General features: G+C 33.3%; 8 protein-coding genes. 1 reads left to right on the plus strand and 7 read right to left on the minus strand.

Features of this window, described 5'->3' with window-relative positions; translation table 11 throughout:
* Positions 1-245: 245 nt before the first annotated feature.
* From B0E44_RS12935 to B0E44_RS12950, 4 genes are all read right to left on the minus strand, one after another.
* A complete protein-coding gene (locus tag B0E44_RS12935; protein WP_077375817.1) occupies positions 246-935 on the minus strand; it encodes a hypothetical protein in 690 nt (229 codons plus the stop codon).
* Positions 936-1,218: 283 nt separating this feature from the next.
* Positions 1,219-2,238, minus strand: coding sequence for a glycoside hydrolase family 43 protein (locus tag B0E44_RS12940; RefSeq protein WP_077375820.1), 1,020 nt, complete (start codon positions 2,236-2,238; stop codon positions 1,219-1,221).
* Positions 2,239-2,249: 11 nt separating this feature from the next.
* Complete coding sequence (locus tag B0E44_RS12945; RefSeq protein WP_077375823.1) at positions 2,250-3,725, minus strand: MFS transporter; 1,476 nt, start codon at positions 3,723-3,725, stop codon at positions 2,250-2,252.
* Between the two features lie 128 nt (positions 3,726-3,853).
* On the minus strand, positions 3,854-4,972 hold the full coding sequence (locus B0E44_RS12950; protein WP_077375826.1) for an endo-1,4-beta-xylanase: 1,119 nt from the start codon (positions 4,970-4,972) through the stop codon (positions 3,854-3,856).
* A gap of 938 nt (positions 4,973-5,910) precedes the next feature.
* Here B0E44_RS12950 and B0E44_RS12955 point away from each other — a divergent pair.
* A complete protein-coding gene (locus tag B0E44_RS12955; RefSeq protein ID WP_077375829.1) occupies positions 5,911-8,022 on the plus strand; it encodes a thioredoxin domain-containing protein in 2,112 nt (703 codons plus the stop codon).
* Positions 8,023-8,211: 189 nt separating this feature from the next.
* Here the strand turns inward: B0E44_RS12955 and B0E44_RS12960 are convergent, their stop codons facing one another.
* The 3 genes from B0E44_RS12960 to B0E44_RS12970 form a co-directional block, all read right to left on the minus strand.
* A complete protein-coding gene (locus B0E44_RS12960) occupies positions 8,212-9,660 on the minus strand; it encodes a RagB/SusD family nutrient uptake outer membrane protein (protein ID WP_165688802.1) in 1,449 nt (482 codons plus the stop codon).
* A gap of 16 nt (positions 9,661-9,676) precedes the next feature.
* Positions 9,677-12,862 carry a SusC/RagA family TonB-linked outer membrane protein gene (locus B0E44_RS12965; protein ID WP_077375835.1) on the minus strand — a complete coding sequence of 1,062 codons (3,186 nt, stop codon included), beginning with the start codon at positions 12,860-12,862 and terminating at the stop codon, positions 9,677-9,679.
* Between the two features lie 156 nt (positions 12,863-13,018).
* Positions 13,019-16,312, minus strand: coding sequence for a VCBS repeat-containing protein (locus B0E44_RS12970; RefSeq protein WP_124019331.1), 3,294 nt, complete (start codon positions 16,310-16,312; stop codon positions 13,019-13,021).
* Positions 16,313-16,331 lie beyond the last annotated feature (19 nt).

The raw sequence follows: 16,331 nt of genomic DNA on the forward strand, positions 1-16,331 counted from the left end.
GATTTATAAATTACATAAAATTCAAATAAAAAAATTTCTCCAATCAGTAAGGACATTTTAGTTTATCAAGAAATCTTGCTATCAGAGGATATATTTTAAAAATCTCAAATATACTTCAGTAGATAATCAAATTTAAAACTGCTAAATAACAAGAGTATATCCATAGCGTTTTCCTTTATGCAATTTTGAATGTAAATTCCCGTTTTTTTGTGAATTTAAAACAATTGGTTGCCTAGTTTTTTTTTTCAAAAATCGAAGCTGAATCCACTTTTGGCTTTTTCCCTATATCGCATATAATCGAATGCATAAAATTTTGCCGCTCTATGTGAAACATCTTGCTGTTTTTCATTCAATTCCATTAATATATCCATGCTTAAAATTTTTCTTCTAAAATTAGATTTGTCAATTTCAACTCTCAGGATTTGCTCATAGAGGCATATCAATTCTAATAATGTAAATTTTTCAGGCAAAAGGTCAAAAACAACAGGCTCCGATCTGGTTAAAATTTTTAAATACTTCAAACTATATGATAAAATTTCGGAATGACTTGGCACAATATTGGGCATTTCATCTAATTTGAACCATTTGCCAGAACCTAAAACATTCTCATCGTATCTAGTTCCTTTTTGTCTAACAAATACACAATGTCCTATTGTAACTCCAGTTTCATTTAAAACAAAATTTGTTTCCTCAAAAGTTCTGAATTGATCTAAATACCCAATTTCAAAACTATAATTACCATGAAACATTCGTTGCACAGTTTCCATTGTTGTTTCCCCTCGCTTTATAGAATTTCGAGGTAATTCCCAATTACACAACCCAACTTCATCTTCATTACTACTTTGTTGTAAAAGCACTTCCAACTTATTATCATTAAAACGGATGATTACACCTGTAATCGTAATATTCGATATAATATCATCAGCTCCACTCATAATCAAAAAATATTTATTCGTGTCTAAACTACTATTGTGGATATATAATTCATAGCTCTCAAAAACATCTAAAATTGCTGTTCCTTATAGGCTCATTAAACCTTTTAACCACCATTTATGAATTATTTGATTTTAAACTTAGAGTCAATCAGTATTATTTCAATCGATATAGTAAACAAAAAATAGTTTTCCTTAAAAAAACTATTTTTTGTTTCACATTAGTAAAATAATTCGCGACAAGGAAAGCATATCACTTTATGCTCGAAAACAATACTTCCAAAAATTAATCCTTATACGGATCTAACGTTTGGATTTTTCCATTTTCATCATATGTTATTTCGGCAAGTTTTATCGATCTTAAATGAGTAATCCCTTCTGAAAGACTGGAATCATGATAAAACAAATACCACTTATTTTCGAATTCACAAATAGAATGATGGGAAGTCCAACCTACCACTGGGTTTAAAATTCTTCCTTGATAAGTAAATGGTCCATAAGGATTATCACCAATAGCATAACAAATAAAGTGAGTATCTCCTGTAGAATACGAAAAATAATATTTACCGTCGTATTTATGCATCCAGGAAGCTTCAAAAAAACGACGGTCATTATCTCCAGCTAATAATAAACTCCCATTTTTATCTAAAATTTCAATTTCTTTAACCGTTTCAACGAAACTTTTCATATCACTGGAAAGTTTGGCCATTTTAGGACCTAAAGCAACTTCATTAGCCAAAGGTTCCTGATTATTAACATCATAAATGTTATCTCTATAACTTTGTAATTGACCTCCCCAAATTCCACCAAAATACATATAGTAACTGCCGTCATCATCGCAAAAAACAGCAGGATCAATAGAATAACTACCTACAATAGCTTCAGGTTCTGGTATAAATGGCCCTACAGGTGAATCACTTATAGCCACACCTATTTGAAAAATACCATCGGCTTTTTTTGCGGGGAAATACAAATAATATTTTCCGCCTTTGGTCGCGGCATCTGGTGCCCACATTTGTCTTTCGGCCCAAGGCACATCTTTTACATGTAATGCCAATCCATTGTCAACAGCCTCACTATTTGGATTATCCATAGAAATTACATGATAATCTTCCATTCCAAAATGATCTCCCAAATCGTTAAAAGGGATACCCGCTTCGATATCATGGGAAGGATAAATGTATATTTTGCCATCAAAAACATGTGCAGAAGGATCTGCTGTGTACATGTGTTTTATCAAGGGCTGTGAAATGGCTTTTTTGTTTAATTCGTCAAAATTGATATGACTGATATTATCTTCTGGCATTGTAATAGGTATTAATTATTTGTTTTTTTTCTTCTTTCTTTTAAATCACTTTCTATTTGTCCTTCCATTTTTTTATCAATCAGGTAAAAACATAAAATAGCTCCACTAACAATAAAAATAAGTCCTGGATAAATACTCACCGATAGCTTGATTCCATCGATGGCTGTCTGTTTTTGAACAAGAGCTTCGGCTACATATCCATATCTAGAGAGCAATGCAGCTCCTAAAGCGCCTCCAATACTCAATCCCACTTTAAGTCCAAATATCATAGCCGAAAAAATAATAGCAGTCGCTCTACGATTGTTTTTCCACTCACTATAATCGGCTACATCGGCAATCATAGCCCATAATAAAGGAATGGTAACCCCATATAGAAATCCGTGAGCAATTTGCGTTGCAAATACAATTTCGATTGAAGTAGCTGAATAAAAATTAAACATTAACAAACTCAATGCTGATAAAAAGATAAAGGCGATAAAGATGTTTCTTTTTCCAAATTTATCAGCCAATGGTTTAGAAAACATAATTCCAAAAATCATAAAAAGGATTCCACCTGCATTGAATAAACTAAATGCGGAAGTAGGTGCATCTTTTGGCCATTGAAATTCGGTAAGTCCCATTCCGGTTAACGTATTATTAAGTCCTGTAATGAAATTATTAAAGCCTATGTTTTCCAGAAAATTAGCTTGGGCAATTGGATCCAAGTAATACTTGAAATAATAAATATACATCCCCCCTTTTAGTGATAAAGTAATAAATACTAAAATAGTAACAGAAAGCATAATTACCCATGGTTTGTTTTTAGACAAGTCAATTAAATCTTGTTTAACAGAAGATTCCTGTTCTTTGGCAGGTATAATTCTTTCTTTGGTCGTTAAGAATGTGATTAAAAAGCAAACAACTCCTGCAATGGCAAAAATCATCATGGTATTCTCGAAACCAACTGCCTTATCGCCATGTCCTAATATTAACACTAATGGCAACAAAAGCGATTGAATGATAAACTGAGCAAACATTACCGCCACAAAACGATAAGAAGACAAACTGTTTCTTTGTGCCATATCTCCTGTCAAGACTCCACTCAAAGCAGAATAAGGAAGATTGTTTGCCGAATAAACTAAGATTAACAGAAAATAAGTCACTAAGGCATAAATTACTTTCCCATTCGCTCCAAAATCCGGGGTAGAAAAAGCCAAAATGGCTATTATCCCAAACGGAAGCGATGTCCATAGAATCCAAGGTCTGAATTTCCCCCACTTGGTACTGGTTCTATCTGCAATTGCCCCCATTATTATATTAAAAAAAGCTCCAATAAATCCTCCGAAGAAAATTATTGCACTAGCTGTACCAGCTGGTATTTTATAGACATCCGTATAGAAAAATGCCAAAAAGGTCATTAATGTCTGAAAAATTAAATTGGCAGCAAAGTCTCCTAAACTGTAACCAACTTTCTCTAATACAGAAAGCTTTTGAGACGAATTATTCATAAAATGATATATTAAAAAAATTAAAAAAAATGGTATTTGAATAGTAGCATTCCTATTTTGGACATTCAAACTAGCGCTATCTATACTAAACATTTAAAACTGAACACTAAAAATCTGTGCACTGCCAACTATTTCTTAAGGCCTAAAACTTTTTCATAAACCAGTTTGGGTTTATTGTTTCTATCAAAAAGCAAAGGGTGATTGGTTCTATTCCTAATCGGCCAATTGTTCAACCAGCTTTGTCCATCATTAACTCCCCAAAAAGTAATACGGCTTATTTTGTCCTTGTGTTTTATAAAAATTTTAAATAAATCTTCATATCGTTGCGCTAATTTCACTTGAACACTATCCGGAAGACCTTTAGTATATGGGTTCATCTTGGGGTCTTCGGCAAAATTTTGCTCCACATTTGCTCCAACCATTTTGTTTGGATTAGGCAATACCGAAACATCCAGTTCCGTAATCATAACTTTTAATCCCAATTTGGAAAAAGCTATAATGCTTTCTTCTATTTCCTTAACTGGAGGACCATCAAGACTCCAATGCCCTTGTATTCCTACTCCATCAATTCGAGCACCGCTGTTTTTTATTTTGGTTAACAATGTAATTGCTCCTGCTCTTTTCTTAGGTTGTTCGATGTTGAAATCATTGTAATACAACTCTGTATCAGGTGCTGCTTTTTCGGCCAATTTGAAAGCAGTAATCAAAAAATCTTCTCCAAGCAAGTCCAAAAAAATAGATTTTCTATAGGTACCGTCTTCGTTTAAAGCTTCATTGACAACATCCCAACCATCAATTTTTCCTTTGTATCTTCCTGCGATTGTATTAATATGGTTGGTCATAAAAAGCTGCAAAGAATCTTTACTTTTAATTTTCCTTACAAATGGTGCCAGTTGGCTGTGCCATAAAAGTGTATGCCCTACTATAAACATCTTGTTTTTTTTGCCGTAAGCAACAAACTTATCGGTCAAATCAAACTCATAAGTATCCCATTTCGGATGAATAACCTCGCACTTCATTATGTTTTCTGCAGTGACAGCATTAAATTGAGTTGCTATTAAATTATTTACTTCAGAATCATTTTCATTGATTTGATTAATATCAAGAGCGGTTCCTATATAAAAATCCTTTTCGTAAGCATTTTTCAAACTTGATCCATTGTCTAAAGAATCTTTTTTAACATTACAGCTAATTACTAGAAAACCTGCTAGGATAATTGAAGCCGTTTTACACTTTTCTATTTTCATTTTTTAAATTTATTTCAATCCTAAAATATTTTAATTTCCACTTTCTAGATCTTGTCAAATTGATTTAATGTGTCCTTTCTTTAAACTAAAAAAAGGAACAACCTATTTAACAAATCAAGAGCCTTTAACTTTTTGATTTAATCGAGACTTTCTATTTTTTTTATTCTATTTTAATTGATAATGTACTTTTTTAATTCATTTTTTAAATAAATCACATTTATCATCTTGCCAAAAGTAACTTAATGGCAAATGAATGAATAACACATTTGAAGCCTTGAATAAAACAAATGAGGCGTTTTACTTGTTCTTAGAAGCTTATAATCTTAATGTTTACAGAAAAGAGTTTTGGTCGCGGTTTGACCACTGTATTTTTTTTGCATTCAATCAATACAACTCTAAAGAATTTCTAATTCTAATAAAATGCTCCGCGAAAAAAAAGTAATAAGTACCCTTTCTAAAATTGACTTTCCGTAGAGAAAAACAAATTATATTCCATTTTTATTCAATGTATTCTATAGAAAATTATTCCAGTTGTTCACAAAATTTGAAGGCAGCCATTAGATTTTTTAAACTCATTTATTCTTTGAAAGAAGACATGAAAACACTACCACCATTCAGTAAAAGTTTGACTCAAAATATATTGTTAGTTCAAAACTTTTTGTATAATTGATCTATTTGTACAGAATAGTACTATCGCATAAAAAGTCAAAAAGCACTTTTGAAGCAAATCTCGTTTCTAATGTTGCATAATGTGCTTTAAAAAAAACTATTTCATTTTAATTATTAAATTAGCTGAATAAACAATACAGATCAAATCAACTCGTTATTTTAAGTCTTCCTTGTTTTATATTTTATAATTCTAAAAGGAAAATCTAATTGAAATTATTTGCTCCTTATTTAACCCTTTTATACTAAAAAATTAATTCCCCATAAATACTATGCGCAACCTATTTACTGCATTTTTACTAACTGTACTTTTCATCAGCTGCAATCAAAAAGCAACAAACAAAGAAGAACATTTTAAGCACACCAATGATTTGATAAACGAGTCAAGCCCCTATCTTTTGCAACATGCCCATAATCCTGTTGACTGGAAAGCCTGGAATCAAGAATCATTAGATAAAGCAAAAGAAGAAAACAAACTCATTATCATTTCGGTAGGCTACTCTGCTTGCCATTGGTGTCATGTAATGGAAGAGGAAAGCTTTGAAAATGATAGCGTTGCCAAATTGATGAATGACAATTTTATCAGTATAAAAGTAGATCGGGAAGAACGTCCAGATATTGATCAAATCTATATGAATGCCGTTCAGCTAATGACTGGTAAAGGCGGATGGCCCTTGAATTGTATTGCGCTTCCTGATGGCAGACCCATATTTGGAGGTACTTATTTTTCGAAAGAAGAATGGACTAAAGTTTTGATAGAAATGGCCGCATTGTATAAAAATGACCCTAAAAAAGTTGAAGAATATGCCGATAAACTTATTTTGGGAATTCAAAAATCAGAATTAATTCATCTCAATACCAATACAGCAGATTTTAAAAATACTGATATTTTGAAGGCCGTGACCGCATGGAAAAAAAACATGGATTTTCAAAATGGAGGTTTAGTGGATGATCAAAAATTTCCAATGCCAAAAGCACTCCATTTTTTATTGCGTTATGCCGTTCAAAATAAAGATAAATCGGTTCAAAAATATGTAGAAACGACATTGACAAAAATGGCGAATGGCGGTATTTATGATCCTATAGGCGGTGGATTTTCCAGATACACTACGGATTCCAAGTGGCATATTCCTCATTTTGAAAAAATGCTGTATGACAATGCTCAATTAGTAAGTTTATATTCTGATGCTTATTTGGTTTCGAAAAATGATTTATACAAAAAAACAGTAATTGAAACATTGAGCTTTGTTGAGCGTGAATTAATGGGTTCCGAAGGACAATTTTATTCTTCATTGGATGCTGACAGCAAAAACACTTCAGGCAAATTAGAGGAAGGAGAATTTTATTCCTGGAAAATAACCGAATTGCAAACTATTTTGAAAGATGATTTTCCTTTATTCAAAAAATACTACAATATCAATTCAGTTGGGTTGTGGGAGAATGACAAATATGTATTATTCAAAACCCAGTCTGATGCAGCATTTGCGCAGAAAAACAATCTTACGATTGGTGTATTAAATTCCAAAACAAAAACTTGGAAACAACTGTTATTGAATGCCAGAAACAAAAGAGCGCGTCCCCATTTGGATGACAAAACCCTAACTTCTTGGAATGCTATGATGACAAAAGGATATATTCAGGCTTATCGCTCTTTTAAAACCCAACATTACTTAAATATTGCTTTAAAGAATGCCAATTTTATACTTTCAAATCAATTGCAAAAAGATGGAAGCCTTAATCATAGTTTCAAAAATGGAAAAAGCAGCGTAGCTGGTTTCTCTGAAGATTATGCCAGCGTTATCGATGCTTTTATTTCGCTTTATCAAGTAACATTAGACGAAAAATGGCTCGCAACAGCCAAAAAGCTTATGGATTATACGGTAACTCATTTTCTGGACAAACAGAACAGTATGTTTTATTTTACGTCTAAAACTTCTACTAATTTAATAGCCCGAAAAATGGAAATTCAGGACAATGCGATTCCGAGCTCCAATTCGATTCTTGCTCATAATTTGTTTCAATTGGGACATTATTATTCAAATGCTGCTTATTCTAAAATTGCCAAACAAATGCTGAATAATGTACAAGCAGATTGCATAGAATCGCCTATCGCCTATCACAATTGGCTTGATTTAATGCTAAATTACACAGGGGAATATTATGAAATTGCCATTTCTGGTAAAAATGCACTGCAAAAAGCAAGAGAATTGGAAGCTTATTATTTACCCAACACATTAGTTGCGGGATCAGTTAAAGAAAGTGCTATTCCCTTAATGGAAAGCAGATATATGCCAAATGAAACTTATATTTATGTGTGTGTGGAAGGCGCCTGCAAAATGCCCGAAACGGAAGTCTCTGCAGTTATAGAAAAAATGAAACATTAGATTTTGTTGTTTTCAGAATCTATAAATTACACCTAACAGGTTAAAAAAACCAGTTAGGATAACCTTATAATTTTAAAAAATGTTAACCATATAAGAAATATAAGTTCATTTAAGTTGTAATAAACAGCATTGACTTATATGTTCTTATATTTCTTATATGGTTAAAAAATTTTGGGCAAAAAATAACCTTTAAGGATTAGGAACCATCAATTTATTGGTAGAAATTTCGCCACTTGGAATTGGCCAAATGTAATTACTGCTTGACACCAAAACTAAAGGAGCTGTTCCAATAGAACCTTTTTTGGCCGGCAAAGTCTGAAGTCTTCTCTGCAAATCCATCAGCCTGAATCCTTCACCCAAAAGTTCAATATCTCTTTCTTTCCAAATCGTATTCAATAATGCATCTTTGGTTCCAACCTCTGCATCTGAAAACACATAACTTGGATTGGATCGATTTCTAACAGCTGTCAATAAAGCTTTTGCCATCGACAAATCATCCCTATTGGCGGCAGCTTCAGCATAATTCAACAAAACTTCGGCATATCGAATTACGGGTACAAAATCCCGAAACGGAGCTGTTGTAATACTGAATTTTTTCAACACTTTTTGATTTGCCGCATTAGTACCAATCAGACCAGAACGCGCATCGTTACTTGAATTTAATACTGGATCACTCGAAATACCAGCGGCTGTCAAGAAAATAATGGGCTGTGCCAAATAATTAAATGCCAGTGCGTATTGCGAAGCTGGAGTTTCGGTAGTGGTATTAGCAAAAGGAATGGTAAAAATAGCCTCAGTTCCTGTATAACTTCCCCCAAAAATGGTAGCAAAATTAGATTCCAATTTATTCGTTAAATTCCCTGCTGTATATTGAAAAGGAACAGTTGAAGATACTATTTTTTGGGATTCGGAAATCACTTTATCATAATTGGCCTGTACCAAATAAACTCTAGTTTTCAACGCGATTGCGGTGCTTTTTTTAGCTCTAGAAATATTCAACAAAGGAGTGCTGTATTCTATAGGCAAATCATTTTCGGCCTCATCCAAATCTTTTAGAATTTGGGTGTAAATCACTTCAATAGAACTACGCGCTAAATCATTATTTCCTGATGTGGTAATAGGCGTCAATCGCAACGGCAAACCCAAACCATTTTTGTCCAAATTATACGGTTTGGCATACGTCTGAATCAAACTAAAATAGCAGAATGCACGAATGAATTTGGCTTCGGCTATGTAATTTTTCGCCAAAGCTTCTGAAACTACCGTGGTTCCGTTCAACTTGCTTATCAAAATATTGGAAGCATTTATAGCAGTATAACAAACCGACCAGACATTGTTTACAAAATCATTGGTCGAAGCCACATTTTGATTCCACACTGCTGATCCTGTTGCGGCATTACCGTCATTTTGCCCAAATTGATCGGCTCTTTGCTCATTAAAAATGATGAACCTTCCTCCATAATAATTTTGATTTTGCAACTGCTTGTATAAATTATTGGTTTGCGCCAAAATTTTACCTGGAGTATTATAAGCTATTTCTTCGGGGATACTTGTCTCGGGAATAGTATCCAACAAATCATCATTGCAAGACGTCATCGCTACAAGAAAGAACAAACTGATTAGAATATATTTTTTCATTTTGTATATTTTTAAATTAAAACCCAACATTTAAACCAACTGTGTAAACCTGTGCATTGGGCGGAACATTTTGATCTTTCCCAGAATTGATGGAATTCCCATTTATAGAAACCTCTGGATCTGAACCTCTATATTTTGTTAATGTATATAAATTATTTCCCTGCAGATAGATATAAATAGAGCTAAAACTGTTTTTCAAAAAAGTTTCCTTAATAGGAACATTATACCCCAAAGAAACATTTTTGAATTTCAGATAAGAACCATCTTCAACTTTTGAAGTACTTGAAAACGAAAATCCTGCCGAAACATTGTCACCATAATATAACTTTTGAATATCCGTAACTTGACCTGGAGTTGTCCATCTGTTTTTTATAAATGTTCCGTTGTTAAAATAACGCTGATCCGAAATTGTGGCTCTAGTTCCATTGTACAGTTGATTTCCTTGCGCAAAAGTTAGATTAACCCCCAAAACAAAATTCTTATAACTGAATGTATTATTCAGTCCGCCAAAAACTTTCGGCAAAGACGATCCTTGCATTTTTCCATCTTTATAATTGTCAATAGCTGGGGCAGCCGTTCCATCAAGATAGGTCCATTTTGGAGAACCAATATGGTTGTATTGCACTTCTCTTCCTTCGCTATTTACAAAAATCATTTGACCATTTGCAGGATTAACACCATTGCAAGGAACAGCAAAAATAGACCCCACAGAATACCCTACTCTTGTCATATTTTGAACTCCAAAAATGCTGGGAACAAAAACATCGTTCACCAAAGAGGTTACCTCGTTTTTAAGTGTCGAAAGATTAAGATTCACGTTCCAATTAAAATCTTTTGAACTGACAACAAGTGCACTAACGCCCAACTCGAAACCCGTATTGTACATCCCTCCAACATTTTCATTGATGTAATTGTTTGGAATACCAGCCGAAAGTGCTTGTGGTGCCTTTAGAATTAAATCTTTTATGGTGTTTTTATAATAATCCATTTCGACCGAAATACGATTGTTAAGAAGCGTAAAATTAAGCCCTAAATCGAATTTTGAACTGGTTTCCCATTTCAAATTAGGATTGGCCGTTTGTGAATATCCCAAAGTAGGCGATCCCGCATATGTAGAAGAATCATAAGTTCCTATAGACGGATAATTTCCTATTTCACTGTTCCCTACAATACCATAACTCGTTCTGATTTTTAAATTATCAATATAGTTATTGATTCCAGAATCTTTATAAAAAGACTCTTCAAAAACATTCCAACTTAAAGCACCTCCTCCAAAATTTCCGTACTTATTCCCTTCAGACAAGGCTGATAATCCATCAATTCTATAGTTCAAACTCAAGAAATATTTGTTTTTATAATTATAATTAAGGTTTGTAAAATAAGACAGTAAAGCATTCTCAGTAAGTACATTCCCTATTGGAGAGATATTAGTATAACTTCCTTGATAATTTGTATAATAAGGATCAGTGACATTGCTTTGAGATGCTCCCCAACTGTCCATAGTAGTTTTGATTCGTTCATAACCCAAAAGTGCTGCGAAATTGTGATTCTCTTTTAGGGAAGCCTTATAAGTAAGGGTATTTACCCAATCGGTTCTTAATAAATTGGTGTTGATGTTGGTTGCCACGCCATTATAGGAATACCCGCCACCGTGTATTGGATTAAGAAATAATTTGTTCTCAACTCCTAAATTGTTTAATCCAAAACTGGTTCTAAAAGTCATATTTTTCCAAATATCAAACTCCCCGTAGATATTTCCTAAAATGGATCTACTCACTGAAGTAGTCAAATCAAGTGACTGAACCATTGCCAGATTATAAGCATTGATTGTTCCAATAATGGATGGAATATTGGCACCGTAACCAACACTGATTCCGTTTTGAATACTGTAAGATCCGTCTGGATTATAGACTGGTACATTGGGAGGTAAAACATAAGTCATTCTTCCCAAAGGCTCATTAGTAATATACTCGGTATTATAAGTCGATGATGACAACGTGTTTCCAGCAACAGCCCCTGTATTTGGACCAACATTTTTGGCATTGCTATAGGAAAAATTGACCCCAACCCGGATATAATCATTGACCTCATGGCCAATGTTTAATCGCGTCATATAGTTTTGAAACGTATTGTTTTTTATAAAACTATTTTGATTGCTGTAATCTGCTGAGAAATAATATTGCGTTGATTCGTTTGCTCCCGAAATATTGATATTATGATTGCTTGAAAAACCAGGATCGTAAGCCACATCATACCAACTGGTGTCTACCGTGCTTCCGTCTGGATTTTTAGACAGAAAAAAACCGGGCGCTTTCCCAGCATTGACCAAAGCTTCATTCTTTATAGCGGTATAATCCTCGGCATTCAATAATTCGGGTAAATTATAAGGAGTGCTTCTGCTGTACCAACTGTTGTAATTAAATTTAGTCACCCCTTTTTTACCCTTTTTAGTGGTTATCACCATAACACCGTTAGCCGCTCTTGAACCATAAATTGCGGCAGCCGATGCATCTTTCAAAACATCAATCGACTGAATATCATTTGGATTAATTGAAGATAATGGGTTATTACCAACGAATCCGCCCAAAGAACCCGTAAAAACAGCTACTCCATCAACAACTATTAATGGAAAAAGACCTGATGTAATGGTATTTAAACCTCTAACGCGTATCACAGGCGTGTTGTTGAGAACTGCCGAAGATTGAATAACATCAATTCCTGTACCTTGTCCTCCCAGTAATTGATCAAAACTGGTGGTTGGCCTATTTTGCAGCTGTCTTACAGAAACTGTTGACACAGAACCTGAAAACTCAGACTTCTTTTGAGTTAAATAACCACTAGAAACTAATATTTCTCCCAATTCATTTGTAATTTCTTGTAATTGTACGGTAGTAAATTCATTCTTATTTAAAACTATACTTTGAGGGTTATATCCCATCAGCGAAACTGTTAATGTCAATGGAAACTGAGCGGTTGTTTGCAATGTAAACTTTCCCTCTTCGTTTGTTATAGTTCCGCTATTTTTTTCTGATATTTGAATTGTTGCAGCACCTAAGGCTACCTTTTTTGAGTCTATAACCATCCCTTCAATCTTAATTTCTTGAGCAGAAACTGCCAAGGAAATAAGGAGAAACAACACTATAGATAAACTGATTCTGTTTGTGGTTTTCACAAACAAAATCAAGATAAATGTTTTTTTCATTTTTTATATTGTTAACTCCTGTTTTAGCCTATAATTTAGTCTAAAACAAGGTTTTTTTGAATACTAAAGTAAGTTTTGATGGAACACACCTATTCTATTATTTTAATTAAAAAATAGGTGTTTCCCTCTGAGAAAGTTTTTTACAATTAAAAAGTTTTAATTGATTTTGATGCTCTGCAAATTCGAATTGTTTTTAGTCACCAAGAGATAGGATTTTCCCTTAACCCTAATTAAATCCATATTTTTCACATCACCAGGAGTAAAGAATCCGCTTTTTACAGGCGAAATTGGTGTGAATTTACCTTTACCATTTCCTTTCAAAAATAAACCATGCCCAGCATCATTCCTAGGTGTTTCCACCTCAGAATTAAACATATTACCAGTAATCAAAGCATCTAGGTTTCCATCTTTATCATAATCATCAACCATAATTTGGTTGATACAGCTAAGCTGGGCATCAACTGGAAGTTCATGAATAATAAATTTTCCGTTTTTGTTTTCTAAATATATACTGGCAAATGATTTCACTTTATAATGCAAAGCTTCTTTAAGTGATTTTTCGGTATAAACATCGACTAATGTTGCCTGTGAAAAGCTTTCATAATTTTTGAATTTTTTCTTTATACCAGGAATTTGCTGTGAAGAACATCCACGGCCACGCACAGGATATTGTTTGCCGTCATTATAATAGCTTAATACAATATCATTATGTTTATCATTGTCAAAATCTTTAACAAAAATATCGAAAGTTTCATCAGGGGTGGCTTTGTATTTATAGTTAAGACCATTGTTACCAACTATGTAATCCATATCGCCATCCTTATCAAAATCACCCTGCTCAATACTCCACCACCAGCCCGTGGTATCCGTTGTCAATCCTAAATTTTTGGACACTTCATTGAACCCATTTTTTACATTTTGGAAAACTCGAATTGGCATCCATTCTCCAACAATAATAATATCAGGAAAAGTATCATTATTATAATCTGTAATAACTGCACTTGTAGCCATTCCGAGATTTTTAAATGCTTTAGGAGTGTTTTTTGAAACTTCGAATTGAGCTTTTCCAGAAGTACTTACATTATGCAATAGATACGTATTGGCAGGAGAAGGATATTGTCCCGGCACTTGTCTTCCTAGAACCAGAAGATCTTGTTTTCCATCTTTATCATAATCAACTGCATATACTTTTGAACCACTGGTAAGAAATACAGGAAGAACACCTTTGGGAGCTTTAGTAAAATTACCTTTACCATCATTTACATACAATCTATCTTGCAATGCAGGATCATTTAATAAAAATTCATAACCGCCGCTTACTACATATAAATCGTTGTCACCGTCATTATCAGCATCAAAAAATACAGCTCCAGAATCTTCACTTTTTATATCAGCTTCAAAAGCTGGACATTTTTTCTCAACAAATCCATTTGCAGTCTGCACAAATAATTTTCCTGAAAATGTTGATGAACCTCCAATGAAATAATCCTCTAATCCATCTTTATTTACATCTCCAACAGCAAGACTTGGTCCAAAAGAAGACATTTTATGAGGCATCAATACTTGATCTTTAAAATCGTCATATTTGTTTTCTTCATGCTTAAAAATTGGAAAAACAGATTCTACTGTAGTAAACAATGTTTTTGAAACGGCAATTTTATCATCTTCAACTTTTGCATCTTGCTCTTTAAATGTTAATGTTTGATTTGCTTTTACATTTAATAATCTTTGAACTTTTCCATTGCCCCAAACCACTTTTACTTCATCAATAGTTTTATTTTTAGCCAAACCAAAATGTAATTCAGGAGCTACAGATGATTGAAATCCTCGTGTTAAAGTTAGCTCCTGCATTTGAGTATCTTTTTTTGTTTTTACATAAACACGATTCCCTAAACCAAAAATGTTTTTTGTATCTCCTTTGAAATTTACTTTGATATAATTGTTGATTTTGGAACTTGAATTTTCAAAAACAGATGCATAATCATCGATATTATTTACAACTAGATCTAAATCACCATCATTATCTAAATCGGCATAAGCCACACCATTTGAAAAACCTTTATATTCAATTCCCCATTTTTTATTAACCTCTTCAAATTTTAAATTTCCTTTATTTTGAAACATAAAATTATCTATCTTCTCTGAAGGAATTTCATTAGATTTTTTAAGTAAATCTTTTCGTTCTGACTTTTGAGCCTCTAAACTATTAAAGTAATCATTATTATTAATTTCTTTTCGGGTTCCGTTAGTCACATACAAATCTTTATTTCCATCATTATCAAAATCTGCGAATAAAGGTCCCCAGCTCCAATCTGTAGATGAAGTTCCTGTAATACGGGATATGTTGCCAAAATGTGGAATACCGTTTTCATTAACTCCTGTATTCAACTGCATACAGTTGTGCATGTACTGGTAATTAAAACCAGCATCAACAACATCCCAAAACAGCTGCGGATTCATACTGGACATATTCGCTTTTTTACGACGATTATCCTTCGCATCCATATCAACCTGAAAAATATCTAAATTTCCATCGTTGTTAAAATCGGAAATATCTACACCCATACCATAAAAAGAGTTATGGGATGTCGCCTGTTTTACCACTTCCTTAAAAGTACCATCCTGATTGTTAATATACATGAAATCAGGTGAATTGAAATCATTCGAAACGTAAATATCAGGCCAGCTGTCATTATTTAAATCCCCAATTGTTGCACTTAATGATAATCCATAGGCTTTTACGCCTGCTTCTTCTGTAACATTGGCAAAATGATTACCATCATTTCGATATAGATGTCCTGATTCATTGTCTTTGACATGAGCCATCATTTGTACGTAGTCACCTGTTGACGAACTAAATTTTGTAGGCGGGTAATTGGCCACAAATAAATCTAAATCGCCATCTTTATCATAGTCAAAAAACGTCCCCTGAACACTGTTTCCTATATCATCAATACCATATTCTTTTGCTCTTTCAGTAAAAGTTCCATTTCCATTATTGATATACAATTCATTGTTTTTTGGTCCAAATTTCCCTCCCACACTACAATAAATATCCAAAAAGCCATCCGCATTTACATCCGCCATAGTAACTCCTGTGTACCAGCGGGTATCACCTCCTACACCAGCCTTTTTAGTAATATCTTCAAATTTTAGATTTCCTTTGTTTAAATATAATTTGTTTGAAACCTGATTCCCCGTAAGAAAAACATCAACAAGACCATCATTATTAATATCCCCTGTTGCAACTCCTCCCCCTAAATAAATATAGTTATAGGTGAAGTAATTCAAGGAATCATTTTCGGTCAAATTATTGCTAAAATCAATACCTGTATCAGCACGGTCTAAAGTTGAAAATATTTTCTCATCTGAATTTTCAGTAGAACAGCTAACAAGCAATAATAAGCTTAGGAGGCTAAAAAAAACTACTTTTATTTTTCTATTTTTCATTTTTATAATAATAAAATTT

It is taken from the genome of Flavobacterium sp. A45 (assembly GCF_002001005.1).
Classification (GTDB): Bacteria; Bacteroidota; Bacteroidia; order Flavobacteriales; family Flavobacteriaceae; genus Flavobacterium.

Coding starts and splice junctions, on each gene's coding strand:
- B0E44_RS12935 (WP_077375817.1), bottom strand. CDS start 935: ATGAGTGGAGCTGATGATATTATATCGAATATTACGATTACAGGTGTA.
- B0E44_RS12945 (WP_077375823.1), bottom strand. CDS start 3,725: ATGAATAATTCGTCTCAAAAGCTTTCTGTATTAGAGAAAGTTGGTTAC.
- B0E44_RS12960 (WP_165688802.1), bottom strand. CDS start 9,660: ATGAAAAAATATATTCTAATCAGTTTGTTCTTTCTTGTAGCGATGACG.
- B0E44_RS12970 (WP_124019331.1), bottom strand. CDS start 16,312: ATGAAAAATAGAAAAATAAAAGTAGTTTTTTTTAGCCTCCTAAGCTTA.
- B0E44_RS12965 (WP_077375835.1), bottom strand. CDS start 12,862: ATGAAAAAAACATTTATCTTGATTTTGTTTGTGAAAACCACAAACAGA.
- B0E44_RS12950 (WP_077375826.1), bottom strand. CDS start 4,972: ATGAAAATAGAAAAGTGTAAAACGGCTTCAATTATCCTAGCAGGTTTT.
- B0E44_RS12940 (WP_077375820.1), bottom strand. CDS start 2,238: ATGCCAGAAGATAATATCAGTCATATCAATTTTGACGAATTAAACAAA.
- B0E44_RS12955 (WP_077375829.1), top strand. CDS start 5,911: ATGCGCAACCTATTTACTGCATTTTTACTAACTGTACTTTTCATCAGC.